Here is a 13625-nt window from a genome sequence, read left to right on the forward strand (position 1 = left end):
CCGATTCCCGATTCCCGATTCCCGATTCCCGATTCCCGATTCCCGATTCCCTGTTGCCTTTGTTATAAAATCTATTAATCAGATACGATAGCTGTTAATCCTAAGGGATAAATTCAGCCAATTTGATCGACAAAACCTGGACTAGATAACAAAAAAAGACACAAAACTTATTATGGCAACGTTACATGGCAGTTGGATATCTGGGGAAACTAATGGTCATCTATTTATTTGGGGAGAAACCTGGCGCACGAAGGCGCAGATATCAACAACTGCCAATGAGATGTCATGTCACCCGTTTGCCATGACTGAGGAAGAATTGACGTCTTTTTTAGATTCTCGTAGTCTGTCCATCGGTCAATTTTTAGAGGTGTCTGAGAAGGCCCGTTCAGGTAGTCGTAAGCGTGCAGCTCAACAGCATCACCATCCCTGGCAGTCTCAAATTGTTCTATTACCTACTGAAGCATCATCCAAAGGTGAGCCAGCTTATCCAGTGCTGTCTAGCAAACTGTTTTTAGATAGTGCAGACGATAGTCCAGAGGCTGCCCAGTGGGAATTGCAACCATGGCAAGTGGAAGGGGTAAGTCTGGAACCGATGGCAGCGGTAAGATTTCTGCAAGCTTTACCCCTTGGCTCTTTTGAAGGCTCAGACGCTTACCTGGGAGGGGAGTTGCGTTTTTGGTCCCAGGTGATGCGGTGGAGCTTGGATCTGCTGAGTCGGGGTAAGTTTTTACCAGGAGTGTACCGATTGCCTGATGGTAAGGTAAGGGCTTGCTGGCAACCTCTCCTTGATAGTACTACGGATCAAGTCCGTCTAGAAACGTATATCAAGCTCATGCCCTCGGCTTGCTGTGCTTATCCACAAGAGGTTAGTTCTCCACAGTTGACCCTTCAAGCTAGAACCGATTTGGTTAAGGCTCAGGAATTGCTACTGGGATTCTTGAGTAGTATGGTTAATACACAGGTGCGAGATTTTGTCAAGGGCGAGTCGGTGCCAGTAGTAGATTCACCGATGGTGGAATGGTTGCGATCGCTTTCTTCTAATTCAGATAATTCAGAAACCCTAGGGCTAGAGTCAACAACCCTAGGTCGATTAGCCGCAGCACTATCTACTTGGAACACTCCGGTGCAACAGAATTTAGTGACACCGACGTCTAAGACCTTCAGCCAAAATCTGTTTCGTACTTGTTTTATCCTGAAGCCTCCTACCTCTGATCAAGAGAATTGGAGCTTGGCCTATGGCTTACAAGCGGTTGATGACCCAGACCTGGTGGTGGATGCTGAGACAATCTGGAATTACTCCGGAGAGCGATTGGAGATTAACCAACGAACCATTGAACAACCTCAGGAAACGTTCCTTAAAGGGTTAGGATTAGCGACTCGACTCTATCCTCCCATTGAACCTAGCCTACACCAACCCCGTCCTGAGTTTTGTGAGCTAACCATAGTAGATGTGTATGAGTTCATTAGGGCGAGTGCATGGCGGTTGCAAAACAATGGCTTGGGTATTGTGCTACCCCCAGGATTGAAACCAGGCACGGGAGCCAAACGCTTGGGGATTAGTCTTGTGGCGGAAGTGCCACCACAAAAGAAGAATCAACGGTTAGGACTCCAAAGCTTACTGAAGTTTAAGTGGCAACTGGCGATTGGAGATAAAACCATCTCGAAGCGGGAGTTTAATCGCTTGATGGCACTGAAATCACCGCTAGTGGAGGTGGATGGGGAATGGATGGCGTTACAACCGTCTGATGTCCGTGCAGCTCAAGAGATGTTTAAGGGTTCGACAGATAACATGACTCTGTCGGTAGAGGATGCTTTGCGGATCACTACTGGTGATAATAATACTTTGGCAAAACTACCAGTAGTGAAGTTTGAAGCATCGGGAGCGTTGCAAGAGTTAATTACTAACTTACAGGGGAATCAATCCCTGGAGCCGATTCCTCAACCTGCTAGTTTTCAGGGGCAATTGCGACCCTATCAAGCTAGAGGGATGGGCTGGCTGGCGTTTCTGGAACGTTGGGGTTTGGGCGCTTGTCTGGCGGATGATATGGGCCTTGGTAAGACCGCACAACTGATTGCGTTTCTGTTGCATCTTCAGGAAGAAGGTACCCTCAATGGACCCTGCTTAGTGGTATGTCCGACATCTGTGCTAGGAAACTGGGAGCGGGAAGTAAAGAAATTTGCGCCATCCCTGAAAACTATTGTCCATCACGGGGATAAACGCTCCAAAGGGAAAGCCTTTGCTAAGGCAGTTAAGACTAAGCAGGTGATCATTACCAGTTATTCCTTAGTACATCGGGATGCCACTACCCTGGATGGGGTGGAATGGCAGGGGGTGGTGCTGGATGAAGCTCAGAATATTAAGAATCCTAGCGCTAAGCAATCCCAAGCGGTGAAGCAACTTTCCACTAGCTTTCGGATTGCGTTAACCGGTACTCCCGTGGAAAATCGGTTGTCGGAATTGTGGTCAATTATCGATTTTCTCAATCCTGGGTATTTAGGCGATCGCCAATTCTTCCAACGTCGATTTGCGGTACCCATTGAGAAGTTTGGCGACCGGGATTCCTTGCAGACCATGCGATCGCTAGTGCAACCGTTTATCCTCCGTCGCCTCAAAACCGATAAGTCTATTATTCAAGATTTGCCCGAAAAGCAGGAAATGAATGTTTTTTGTGGTCTTTCCGCAGCCCAAGCTACGGTTTATCAACAGTTGGTGGATGATTCCTTAGCACAAATTGAAGAAGCTGAGGGGATTAAGCGCAAGGGCATGATTTTGACCTTGTTGTTGAGACTCAAGCAACTGTGTAATCATCCCGCTCTGTTAGACAGTAAAGGGAAAAAGACGAAAGGGAAAACGGGAGATAATTCGTTGATGTCTAGCCAGCAGTCGGGTAAGTTACGACGGTTGGAAGAAATGTTAGACGAGGCGATTTCTGAGGGAGACCGTGGCTTAATTTTTACCCAATTTTCGGAATGGGGGAAATTGCTGAAACCCTATTTAGAGGAAAAATTTGGCAAAGAAGTTTTATTCCTCTATGGGGCAACTCGTAAGAAACAACGGGAGGAAATGATTGATCGGTTCCAGAATGACCCCGATGGTCCATCCATATTTATTCTGTCTCTGAAAGCCGGTGGCACGGGATTGAATTTAACGAGAGCTAATCATGTGTTTCATGTAGACCGCTGGTGGAATCCAGCGGTGGAAAATCAAGCTACTGACCGCGTCTTTCGCATTGGTCAAAAACGCAATGTTCAAGTCCATAAGTTTATCTGTACTGGCACTGTAGAAGAAAAGATTAATGACATTATTGAAAGTAAGAAACAGTTAGCAGAACAAACTGTAGATGCTGGGGAAGATTGGTTGACGGAAATGAATACAGAACAATTGCGGGATTTGGTTTTGCTTGATCGGAGTGCGGTGATTGATGATTAATTTTGTAGGGAATCGGGAATCGGGAATCGGGAATCGGGAATCGGGAGTAGTTGTGTAGGGTGGGCAAAATTCTATGATCTAGAATTGTTACAAGCACCAAAGGTTTTTTGCCCACCTGACCAGCTACTGATCCCCCTAAATCCCCCTTAATAAGGGGGACTTTTGAAGACTTATACTGATACTTTAACCAGAGTGCGTAGGGTGGGCAAAATTCTATGATCTAGAATTATTAAAAGAATCAACGGGTTTTTGCCCACCAGCAGTTGGGTAAGATGGGCTGAATTAAGGAATGAATAGGAGTAGAGTGGGCATCCTGCCAGCCCGAAAATATATTGAAACTGGCGATGCAGAGGTGCGACCTACTCCCTTTGCTATATAACTAACTAATTTAATTAGCTTCTAAAAATTCCTGTTTCAGTTGGTGAAATTTTATTTTAGCATAAATATTTTTCAAGTGCTTCTTCACCGTGTTAAGAGTAATGCGCAATTCATCAGCAATCTCCCGATAGCTGTAATTAGCACGACGCCGTAACCAAACTTCGGCCTCACGAGGAGTAAGGTCATATTTATTCACCTCTGCGAGCGCTAAACTCTCAGCATATTGATCGTGATTTTCTAGTATTACTAAAATGCAGGGATTTTCAAAGGAGTCTAAGGTGAGCTTAACGGCTCGAATCCGAAAAGATCTTGAGCGTTCAGTAATAATTTCAGACTCGATAACTATTGACTGATTTGGATATAACTCACAGCTGTCGAGCACAGCTTGGCAAACACGCTTGATTTCTTTGGGAACAAGATTAGATTTTGACCTATCCACTGCCAGTTGAGCACAAATAAAGCGACCATAATAATTGCTATGAACTAACTCTCCCTGAGCGTTCAGAATCAAGACACCATCTATTACTCCTTCTATTACCCCCTGTAATAATTCCTTACCTAATTTCTTACCTTGGATGCGGTTTAAGTAAGCACTATCGAGATTATTTTGTGTCCTTGCCCATTTTTCGGGAAATGCCTCAAAGGTTCTGACTGTTAGAGCCTGTTCGTAACAAGCGATCGCTTTTTCAATATTCTGTGCTTTCTCACCTTTGATTCGGTCACCGTAAGCAAGACCGAGATTATATTGTGTTAATGCCCAATCTTCAGGAAATGCCTCAAAGGTATAAACTGTTAGAGCCTGTTGGTAACAAGCGATCGCTTCTTCAATATTCTGTGCTTCCTCACCTTTGATGCGCTTTAAGTAAGCATTTCCGAGATTATTTTGTGTTATTGCCCAATCTTCAGGAAAAGCCTCAAAGGTTCTGACTCTAAGAGCCTGTTGGTAACAAGCAATCGCTTTTTCTATATTCTCAGCTTCGTCGCCAACAATACGATTACTATAAACAGCACCAATATAATATAGAGTTTGCGCCCATTCTTGGGATAGAGTTTCCCGGGGACGTAATTGTAAAACAGTTTCTAATCCAGTAATAGCTATTTCTAAATTATTTGCACTTTTTCCTAAATTATATTGAGCAATATCAATACACAAACTTTCTACTATTCCGGCAATTGCTTCTTTTTCTTCAGGATTTAATTCACCACAAGTCTTAAGGATCCACTGTTCTAAGATTTTAGCAAAAGAGCTATTTAATTTATCAGCATTAGATTTAACAACATCATGAATAGCTTGTAAATCGCCATTATTTTCATATTCTAGTAATAGCAGCTTTTTCAACAAGTCATAATACTCGTCACTACTATGAACTATTGGTTTTTGCTGCTCAATATAATTTTGAAATAGAGTATAATATTTAAGCAAATCAATATCTCTATCTACAGGAAACTCGATTACTCCAGAGCGCCAATCAAAAAAATCAGGAGCACGACGGACTAAATACTTTAATGTATATTTCCTTACGGTAAACACTAAGCAGCAATTAAAATCATCTCTAAATCTTTCCCGTTGCCAATTGAGATGACCTAATAAGCTGGCTAAAGCCTCTCTTTGATACGCTTTTTTAGGATTTTCAAGGGTACGTTTAATATAATCGTCTAAGGCTAAAGACTTTTCAAGGCCACTAATAAATAAAATATCAATGGGATTGTCGTTAACCTTTTCCTCAATGAGATCATATAAATTATAAATAGAATGCTCTAGCTTTAAAACCTCAACCGTTTTATCATTAATATCTTGTTTAATTTCTTCAATAATTCTTTTTTCTTGTACAGGAGTACACCGCACAAATAAAATCCCAAAGCCTTCACGCCAAGATAAATCACGTTTTAACCTCAGATAGGATTCTTGTTCATCTGATCTAAATGTGGTTGAATTTAATCTCGACATTGTACTCATTGATTAGTTGTCAGCTATCAGCTATCAGTTGTCAGCTATCAGCTATCGGTTGGCTATGGCAACGCTAATTTATGTGCTTATTATGAATAAAACAAGTAAGCATTCGTTTAATCGGAGTTATGGAAAGCTGACTGCTGACCGCTGACCGCTGAATGCTTACTATTAGTTAAATCATCAAGAGCAGATTTAAACTCAGGTGTTCCTTCAATTAAAGGGTGAACATCATACCAACGCACAGGATTACCCTCTCCATCAAACTCTCGATATTCCAACACACAACGACGGAATAGCAAACTACGATAGTATTCATCATTAGGGATAGTCTTGGAAATATACACTTTAGCTAATTTTTGCCATTCTTCAGAACTAACCGCATTACGATAGGTGCTATCTCTGGCATCACTAACTGCCCGCCTCACTATTCTTGTAGTAATCGGGAAATTATCAATATAACGCATTACTGACTGCATTAATAGCATCAACTCTCGCACATGACCACCAGTCATAGCACAAAGCTCAATGCGAGTGTCTTGACTATCAAAGATTTGTGTATCAATATCAATCCTAGAGTCAACTAAGTGAATCCTTTTTTCAATAACTTCTTTTAATTTATCTAATCCTTGTGAATAGGGTTTGTTGTCACGGTTTTTTACCATAATCATTGGTAACACTTGAGGAGTAGCATAAATATTTCTTAATTCAGGAGCTTGACTGGAATAGGCTAAGGAAATTGGTACTGTATAAACTACGTGACAATTCAAGGCTGTTAATTGACTGCTATAATCAATAAATATTTCCTTGTGACTTGTTCTGTTATTCCCTTTTTCCAGGGAGATGATTCTATCTAAGTTATCTGCGATCACAACTATGTTGGATTTTTCCTCAGGTAATTTATGTTGAGCATCTTTGATAAATTCATTTAACGCTGTAATCAACGAGACACTATAATTATCAACCTGTTTTCTAATGGTTTCACGGCTACTAGGATTTCGTCTTAAGGTTGTAGTCAATTTACTAAAAATCTGAATTTGAGCTTCAACCGTTAATTTTTCAAACTCTACCTCAGATAACCCCAAATCCTTTAATTCAGTCCAGCGAGACTTTAACCACTTTAATAACGGATTAGGAGACCCATACTCTTTAAGTTTCTCTAAAATATTACGAGTACAAGCTAACAGAATATCTGTATATTGAGCATCGATTTCATCAATATCTCCTTCCGTTGCTGGAAAATAAACCACAAAGCAGCCTTTTTTCTGCAAATAATCTTCCAGACGCAATAACTCGGTTGATTTTCCCACACCCCGATGTCCAGTATAAAGTTGACAAGTCGGTTTATCTGACAAGGTGATTGTTTTACCAATTTCCATGAAAATATTGTCATCTCCCCTGACTTGACTACAGTTAACATAAGCTGGATCGTTGGCAGGTAAGGGATAAAATGGTTGAAATTTATTGTAGATTTTTTTGATTAAGCTCATGGGGGGTGATGTGTATAAAGGATTTTTTTTAGGGAGCAGGGAGCAGGGAGCAGGGAGTAGGGAGCAGGGAGTAGGGAGTAGGGAGTAGGGAGTAGGGAGTAGGGTGTTAAAAGTGATCTTATATATAATTGTTAAAATAACCAAAGGCTTTTTGCCCACCCTACTTACTCAAAGTTTCTAACTTTCAGAGCTTCTTGGAAATAAGCGTTGGCAAGTTCAATATTCTGTGCTTTTTCACCTTTGATTCGCTTACGGTAAGCAATACTAAGATTATATTTGGTATCTGCCCAATCTTCGGAAAAATACTCAAAGGTATAAACGGTAAGAGCCTGTTGGTAACAAGCGATCGCTTCTTCAATATTCTGTGCTTTCTCACCTTTGATTCTTTCATAGTAAGCATTACCGAGATTATTTTGAGTCGATGCCCATTTTTCGGGAAATGCTTGACGGGAGTGTACTTCTAAAGCCAATTGGTAGCAAGCGATCGCTTCTTCAATATTCTGTCTTTTCTGACCTTTGATTCGGTTACGGTAAGTAATACCGAGATTGAATTGAGTCAATGCCCATTGTTCGGGAAAAGCTTGACGGGTGCGTACTTCTAAAACCAATTGGTAGCAAGCGATCGCTTTTTCAATATTCTGTCTTTTCTGACCTTTGATTCGTTTACGGTAAGCACTACCGAGATTGTTTTGAGTCGATGCCCAATCAACAGGAAAAGCTTCACGGGTGTAAACGGCTAAAGCCAATTGGTAGCAAGCGATGGCATTTTCTAGGTTTTGTCCTTTGTGACCTGTAATTCTGTCAGAGTAAGCAATACCGAGATTATTTTGTGTCATTGCCCATTGTTCGGGAAAAGCTTCACGGGTGTAAACGGCTAAAGCCAATTGGTAGCAAGCGATGGCATTTTCTAGGTTTTGTCCTTTGTGACCTGTAATTCTGTCAGAGTAAGCAATACCGAGATTATTTTGTGTCATTGCCCATTGTTCGGGAAAAGCTTCACGGGTGTAAACGGCTAAAGCCAATTGGTAGCAAGCGATGGCATTTTCTAGGTTTTGTCCTTTCTGACCTGTGATTCGGTTACGGTAAGCAATACCGAGATTGTTTTGAGTCATTGCCCAATCAATAGGAAAAGCTTGATGGGTGCGTACTTCTAAAGCCAGTTGGTAGCAAGCTATGGCATCTTCGAGGTTTTGTGCTTTCGGACCTGTGATTCGGTTACGGTAAGCACTACCGAGATTGTGTTGAGTCGTTGCCCATTTTGCGGGAAAAGCTTTACGGGTGCGTACTTCTAAAGCCAATTGGTAGCAAGCGATGGCATCTTCGAGGTTTTGTGTTTTCTGACCTGTGATTCTTTCAGAGTAAGCATTACCGAGATTGTTTTGAGTCATTGCCCATTGTTCGGGAAAAGCTTTACGGGTGTAAACGCCTAAAGCCAATTGGTAGCAAGCGATCGCTTTTTCTAGGTTTTGTGTTTTCTGACCTGTGATTCTGTTATGGTAAGCAATACCGAGATTGTGCTGAGTCGTTGCCCAATATTCGGGAAAAGCTTTACGGGTGATAACAGTTAGTGCCACTTCATAGCCAGTGATGGCAATTGAACTATTGCTGGCTTTTTCACCCAAGGGGAATTGCTGAATTAGATTGCTGAAGTCAACAATAACTGCTGCTATATTTTCCGCTTCATTTGGTTTAACTTCAGCCAGCTTAGTTGTTGCCCAAGCCCGAAATAATTCTGTTAATCTAGGATTAATTTTGTCTGTATTGTTTGCCAGTAATGGGTAAATTATCTGGGCATCACCCTCACTGTCTGCGCTTGCTTGTAGTACATCTAAGAGAAAGTCAACTTGGGCATCAGATGTGTTGTGATTCACCCCTATCATTAACTCCCATCAATAGCTCTATAGTATCTCCTATTATTTTATAGCCTTTCTCCTAGCTATCAAGTAAACATTATTTTTTCCCTATTGCTAGCATGCCTCTTACCTGGCCCATAGCGCTATACCTAATTGTAACACTGAGATGCCCCTAACCAGTCCTGCCATGTGATCAAATTGTACTCGTTAACAGCAAAAAAGTACTAGTTTATTAGCAACAAGTACTAGTTAATGAGAAACTAGTACTCCTTAGGAAGAAACGGGTACCCCTTTGTTACACACCAGTACTGACTTACAAGAAACGAGTACTAGTTAATGAGAAACTAGTACTCGTTTGTTATATATGGGTACCCCTTTGTTACACAGCAGTACTGGTTTACCAGAAAATAGTACTGCTGTGTGAGAAATTAGTACTCGTTAGCAATAAATGGGTACTGGTGTCTTAGAAATGATTACCTGGTCTAGTGTATTGTTAACCCTTGAGCCTTATAGCCCTACGCGCAAGTCAAAAGTATAGGGTTTTTAGGGCCCGTTGCTGATTCTGAGTATGGTTTCGCCCCCCTAGCCCCCCAATTCTGGGGGGAAAAAACTCTAAAAGTCCCCCAGAATTGGGGGATTTAGGGGGCTTTAATAAAACCAAATTATCGCGCATTCATTCCTTAATTCAGCAACGCCTTTTAGGGAGCAGGGAGCAGGGAGTAGGGAGCAGGTAAGAGTGAATTGCAAACCGCCGTCTTGATAATTGTGATCTTTTTGCCATCATGGAAGTAACTCCTATTTAGGTGGGAGGAAAACCGCGCTGGCGTCGGTGAATGGTTTTAACCAGCGCGGTTATTAGTCTTAGTCTCAATATCTATAGTATAGATAAATGTTGAAAAAAATGCAAGGGGTAATTTAAAATATTTACATTTATTTACAAATACTATTTATAGAGATTGATGGATTCAATTTTGGATAAATTATGAGAGCAAATCAAGTCTAGTTTAGGAATTTTTTTTTTAATTATAGCGTTTATAGGACTCATGAGGTACACATTATTTTTCCCTCCTCCCTCTTCCCTTCCCCTCCTCGGAGGGGTTAGGGTTGGGTTCCTGCTCCCTGCTCCCTAAAAACCAGAATTTTTTACCTCAGAAGTCGTATAATTGCTATCATTATAATGAGCTAATAAACTAATACAGCGTTTTCCATAACTAAGAGGTACACAGCATTTTTTACCTCTTGCCTCTTGCCTCTTGCCTCTTGCCTCTTGCCTCTTGCCTTATGAAATCTCAAATACCTGACTTAAAAGAACTTTATGAAACGGAATACGATCAGTGGTTAACTGAAACAGTTAGGCTCCTGAAAACTCGTGAATTAGAAGGGTTAGATTATGAAAACTTAATCGAGGAACTAGAAGCATTGGGACGCAGTGAAAGAAATGCTGTCAAAAGTTTACTATTGCAGATAATTATTCATCTAATGCTGTACCAATATTGGGAATCCGAGATGGAGGGAAATCGGAATCACTGGGCAGGGGAAATTATTACCTTTCGGGTGCAACTAGAGGATAAACTTACCACTAATCTTCGCAATTACTTAGGGGATGAATTACCGAAAATCTACCAAAATGCTTTATTGATTGTCCAGAATAAAACTCAGCTTACTTCTCTACCTGAACAATGTCCTTATTCGTTTGATCAGTTACTGGATAAGCATTGGTTTCCTAATTAATCAATGTCAGCTATCAGCGGTCAGCTATCAGCGGTCAGCTACTCCCGACTCCCGACTCCCAGATCCGCTGTTCCCTTTGCTAGAGTTTTGTCAGTCAATCAGGGCGTTTTCTTCATCAAATATGTATCAAGTTCCGAATACTGAGAAAATAAGCTATCTATCAAGAACGATTACTTCAGACATTCCCAATCCTCTTCCTCAAGGATAGAAGTGACCAAATCTCCCAAGGTTCTACCTTTACCAGCAATAGCAGCTGAGGGAGTTCGGCGCAATAGGTTTGGTTCACTATCCGAAAGAATCGTCACAATTACACGAGCTTTGGAAACTTTTGGTGCATCTGTTAACCATTGAATTTGACCATTTTCGATAATGGCTTCATAGCTTTGAAGCATTGTTCTCTCCTGGTTTAAAAGCTAATGTTGGATTAGAAAATAACGCATTTCTCTATGTCTACGCTAATAATAGTGATTGTCACCCCATCAGGTTGGTACTACCAAATCACATCTGAGTAAAAATTTCTGATTTCTGTGTCTGCTGTATCGAGAACAATTTTCACACTTCTCCCCATTCTTCTGTTGTAGGATTTGTTAAATCATCAAAATACTTTACTTTACCGCGCATTTGTCCAAATAACTGTTCTGTTGAGGGGGAATTGCTGGCATATTTAGAAATTATCACCACTGGTTTGCCCCGATCAGTGACTACAATTTCTTCCCCTTCTGACTCGACAAGTTGCAATAACTCCAGCAGTTTGCTTGTCAGTATATTTTTGGAAATTGTTTTCATTATGTGACTAGTAAGGGAGCTAGGAAATAGTAAAATTCTATTACATTTACAGCGTTTTTCATAGCTATCAGGTATAGCGCTACGCGCAAGTCAGAAGTCAGAAGTCAGCTATGACTAAGTTTCGGAATTTAGAAATGTCAAACATCTGAATGCGTAGTGCTATACACAGAAATTTTCCCCTATTCCCTATTCCCCTGGTTGACTGACAAAAGATCATCGCGTAGGTTGGGTTTAGGCAACGACACCCAACCTACGTGTCAAGCTTTCGTGTTCGTTACGCTATCACTAACCGCTCCCTACGGGAGAATCAGCATTTCAAGGGTTTTGTAAGTCAATCAGGAGGCGGCAAAATAGCCGTTATCGAATCAAGATTTTTATTGCCGTCACCTATAAAACCGCCGCACACCTTGGTTAACTCGTCGTCAGTCAAGGCCAATAAGGTGTTACCCCTTCCTGATGAGTCTTTGGTTGATTTCTCGGTCAGTTCTTCTATTTTGATTCTAGCCATTTAAATCACCTTTGAGTTAGTAATTTAGCTATCAGTAACTTCCTACACTGATCAGTAGGGCAGTTTTGAACCTGCCACAACGGTACAGATTGGATTCACTATCTACATCATATCATAAAACATTACGGAGAACGGAGAGGTGCGATCCCGTAATTTAATTCGTCATAGGAAAGCGCACCTCTCGAAAATACAAAAGTGAATGAGCGACGCTTATAAGCCAAAAGTATTACTCATTTATATCGCTTATACTTTAGCTACTTTACAGGGAACATTGTTACAAAATATCAGAGTGACTGAGTATATTTGTCGTCCAACTGAAACAGAATGTTCAACGGAGCGACATAGTTCTTTTTGGATTGGATTGCACGCTCCTGATTGAGTTCAATCTCTCAATACCTGGTCAGATTTAGCTTTTTGTCTGATGAATCTCAAACCTCACAAACAGCTCAATTTTACCCAGAGGACTTAACGCTCTATCTGTTATCCAGAGAGCTTTGTAGCCTTGTTGTCACCCCTTGAGCTCACAAACAAAAAAGTACCCTCGTTGGGTACTGTTGAAGCTTGATGCCATTGTCCATAATGCAAAGCAAGCCTCGGTAACGTCATGAGGCTTCTCGCCGGATCAACTAACCAACAGGAGCTAGTCATGATTAACACAATTAATACCAATAGCAAGATTAGCCACCAAACCTCACAGGTTTACACAGGTACCCCTGAGCCAAGAAACAGTCTACCTACCATTTCCGTTCGTCAGCCCCTACCCCACGATATTGTTGACAATCCCATCCGTGTCTGCGGCATTGCTACTGGCTTTGAAGACATCATTCACCTCCGTGTCCGGGACAATAATGGTACCAAGTTATTCCGGAATTTTCTCACTGTTGGCGGTAATGGCATCCTCGCTAACTTTTCGGTAGGATTGCCATTGAAAATGGTCCCAGCAACCCCCCAAGGTACCCTTGAAATTTTCAGTATCTCAGCAGCAAACGGCAGTGAAACCAATCAGGTAGTCGTGCCAATAGTTTTCGGCAACGCCTTGCTGCTTCGGTACTTTGGTTTCTATCAATACACTGTCATCCCCGGTGACACCCTCTTCGCCATCGCCCAACAAGTTTATGGTGACGGCAGATTGTCTCCTCGGATATTAGAAGCCAACCGACACCAGATTAACCGTCCTGATCAGATCTATCCAGGATTAGTGTTACGAGTTCCAGTCTCAAAGTTTTAATTCTAGTATTTTTCAATTTAGTGAGGTACATGGTTTTAGGTTTTAGGTTTTAGGTTTTAGGTTTTAGGTTTTAGGTTTTAGTAGTAGGGTGGGCAAAGTTCTATTATCTAGAATTCTCAAAAGAACTAAAAGGTGTTTGCCCACCAACAGGGGATCTCATTAGACTAGAAACAGCTAGAGTGATAATATAAGCATTTGTTGCCTACTCCCTACTCCCGTCTTGATGCAGTCGCTCATGGGGAGGGGCTGTGTGCGGAACTTGCTTCCGCACCT

The 13625-nt window shown here is 41.5% G+C and carries 10 protein-coding genes; 4 read left to right on the forward strand and 6 right to left on the reverse strand.

All coding sequences use genetic code 11. From position 1 onward, the window contains the following. The first annotated feature begins 172 nt into the window (after nt 1-172). On the forward strand, nt 173-3430 hold the full coding sequence (locus AC4II3_RS25600; RefSeq protein ID WP_488012945.1) for a sll1366 family intein-prone helicase: 3258 nt from the start codon (nt 173-175) through the stop codon (nt 3428-3430). A gap of 388 nt (nt 3431-3818) precedes the next feature. Here the strand turns inward: AC4II3_RS25600 and AC4II3_RS25605 are convergent, their stop codons facing one another. The 3 genes from AC4II3_RS25605 to AC4II3_RS25615 form a co-directional block, all read right to left on the reverse strand. Then, the gene (locus AC4II3_RS25605; RefSeq protein WP_488029606.1) at nt 3819-5756 is read right to left on the reverse strand and encodes a tetratricopeptide repeat protein; all 1938 of its coding nucleotides are present in this window, start codon (nt 5754-5756) and stop codon (nt 3819-3821) included. Between the two features lie 116 nt (nt 5757-5872). Beyond that, entirely contained in the window at nt 5873-7390 is a 1518-nt protein-coding gene (locus AC4II3_RS25610) for a P-loop NTPase fold protein (RefSeq protein ID WP_488012948.1), read from the reverse strand. A gap of 20 nt (nt 7391-7410) precedes the next feature. Then, complete coding sequence (locus AC4II3_RS25615) at nt 7411-9117, reverse strand: tetratricopeptide repeat protein (RefSeq protein ID WP_488029608.1); 1707 nt, start codon at nt 9115-9117, stop codon at nt 7411-7413. Between the two features lie 1263 nt (nt 9118-10380). Here AC4II3_RS25615 and AC4II3_RS25620 point away from each other — a divergent pair. Continuing rightward, a complete protein-coding gene (locus tag AC4II3_RS25620; RefSeq protein WP_488012950.1) occupies nt 10381-10830 on the forward strand; it encodes a DUF29 domain-containing protein in 450 nt (149 codons plus the stop codon). A gap of 3 nt (nt 10831-10833) precedes the next feature. Further along, nucleotides 10834-10974 (forward strand): hypothetical protein, encoded by a 141-nt coding sequence (locus AC4II3_RS25625; protein ID WP_488012952.1) that lies wholly within the window; start codon nt 10834-10836, stop codon nt 10972-10974. 26 nt (nt 10975-11000) lie between these two features. Here the strand turns inward: AC4II3_RS25625 and AC4II3_RS25630 are convergent, their stop codons facing one another. The 3 genes from AC4II3_RS25630 to AC4II3_RS25640 all read right to left on the reverse strand — a co-directional run bounded on the left by AC4II3_RS25630 (nt 11001) and on the right by AC4II3_RS25640 (nt 12124). Beyond that, entirely contained in the window at nt 11001-11222 is a 222-nt protein-coding gene (locus AC4II3_RS25630) for a hypothetical protein (protein ID WP_488012953.1), read from the reverse strand. A 160-nt stretch (nt 11223-11382) separates the two neighbouring features. After that, nucleotides 11383-11616, reverse strand: coding sequence for a type II toxin-antitoxin system Phd/YefM family antitoxin (locus AC4II3_RS25635; protein ID WP_488012955.1), 234 nt, complete (start codon nt 11614-11616; stop codon nt 11383-11385). Nucleotides 11617-11947: 331 nt separating this feature from the next. Further along, nucleotides 11948-12124, reverse strand: coding sequence for a hypothetical protein (locus tag AC4II3_RS25640; protein ID WP_488012957.1), 177 nt, complete (start codon nt 12122-12124; stop codon nt 11948-11950). Nucleotides 12125-12770: 646 nt separating this feature from the next. On the opposite strand from AC4II3_RS25640, the gene AC4II3_RS25645 reads away from it, so the two are divergent. Beyond that, nucleotides 12771-13352: a Gmad2 immunoglobulin-like domain-containing protein gene (locus tag AC4II3_RS25645; RefSeq protein WP_488012959.1), complete on the forward strand. Its 582-nt coding sequence runs from the start codon at nt 12771-12773 to the stop codon at nt 13350-13352. Nucleotides 13353-13625 lie beyond the last annotated feature (273 nt).

The sequence above is a fragment of the Moorena sp. genome (assembly GCF_982860115.1).

What these genes read in the sequence shown, in the direction of transcription:
- AC4II3_RS25600 (WP_488012945.1), top strand. Translation starts at nt 173, where the DNA reads ATGGCAACGTTACATGGCAGTTGGATATCTGGGGAAACTAATGGTCAT.
- AC4II3_RS25605 (WP_488029606.1), bottom strand. Translation starts at nt 5,756, where the DNA reads ATGTCGAGATTAAATTCAACCACATTTAGATCAGATGAACAAGAATCC.
- AC4II3_RS25620 (WP_488012950.1), top strand. Translation starts at nt 10,381, where the DNA reads ATGAAATCTCAAATACCTGACTTAAAAGAACTTTATGAAACGGAATAC.
- AC4II3_RS25625 (WP_488012952.1), top strand. Translation starts at nt 10,834, where the DNA reads ATGTCAGCTATCAGCGGTCAGCTATCAGCGGTCAGCTACTCCCGACTC.
- AC4II3_RS25630 (WP_488012953.1), bottom strand. Translation starts at nt 11,222, where the DNA reads ATGCTTCAAAGCTATGAAGCCATTATCGAAAATGGTCAAATTCAATGG.
- AC4II3_RS25635 (WP_488012955.1), bottom strand. Translation starts at nt 11,616, where the DNA reads ATGAAAACAATTTCCAAAAATATACTGACAAGCAAACTGCTGGAGTTA.
- AC4II3_RS25640 (WP_488012957.1), bottom strand. Translation starts at nt 12,124, where the DNA reads ATGGCTAGAATCAAAATAGAAGAACTGACCGAGAAATCAACCAAAGAC.
- AC4II3_RS25645 (WP_488012959.1), top strand. Translation starts at nt 12,771, where the DNA reads ATGATTAACACAATTAATACCAATAGCAAGATTAGCCACCAAACCTCA.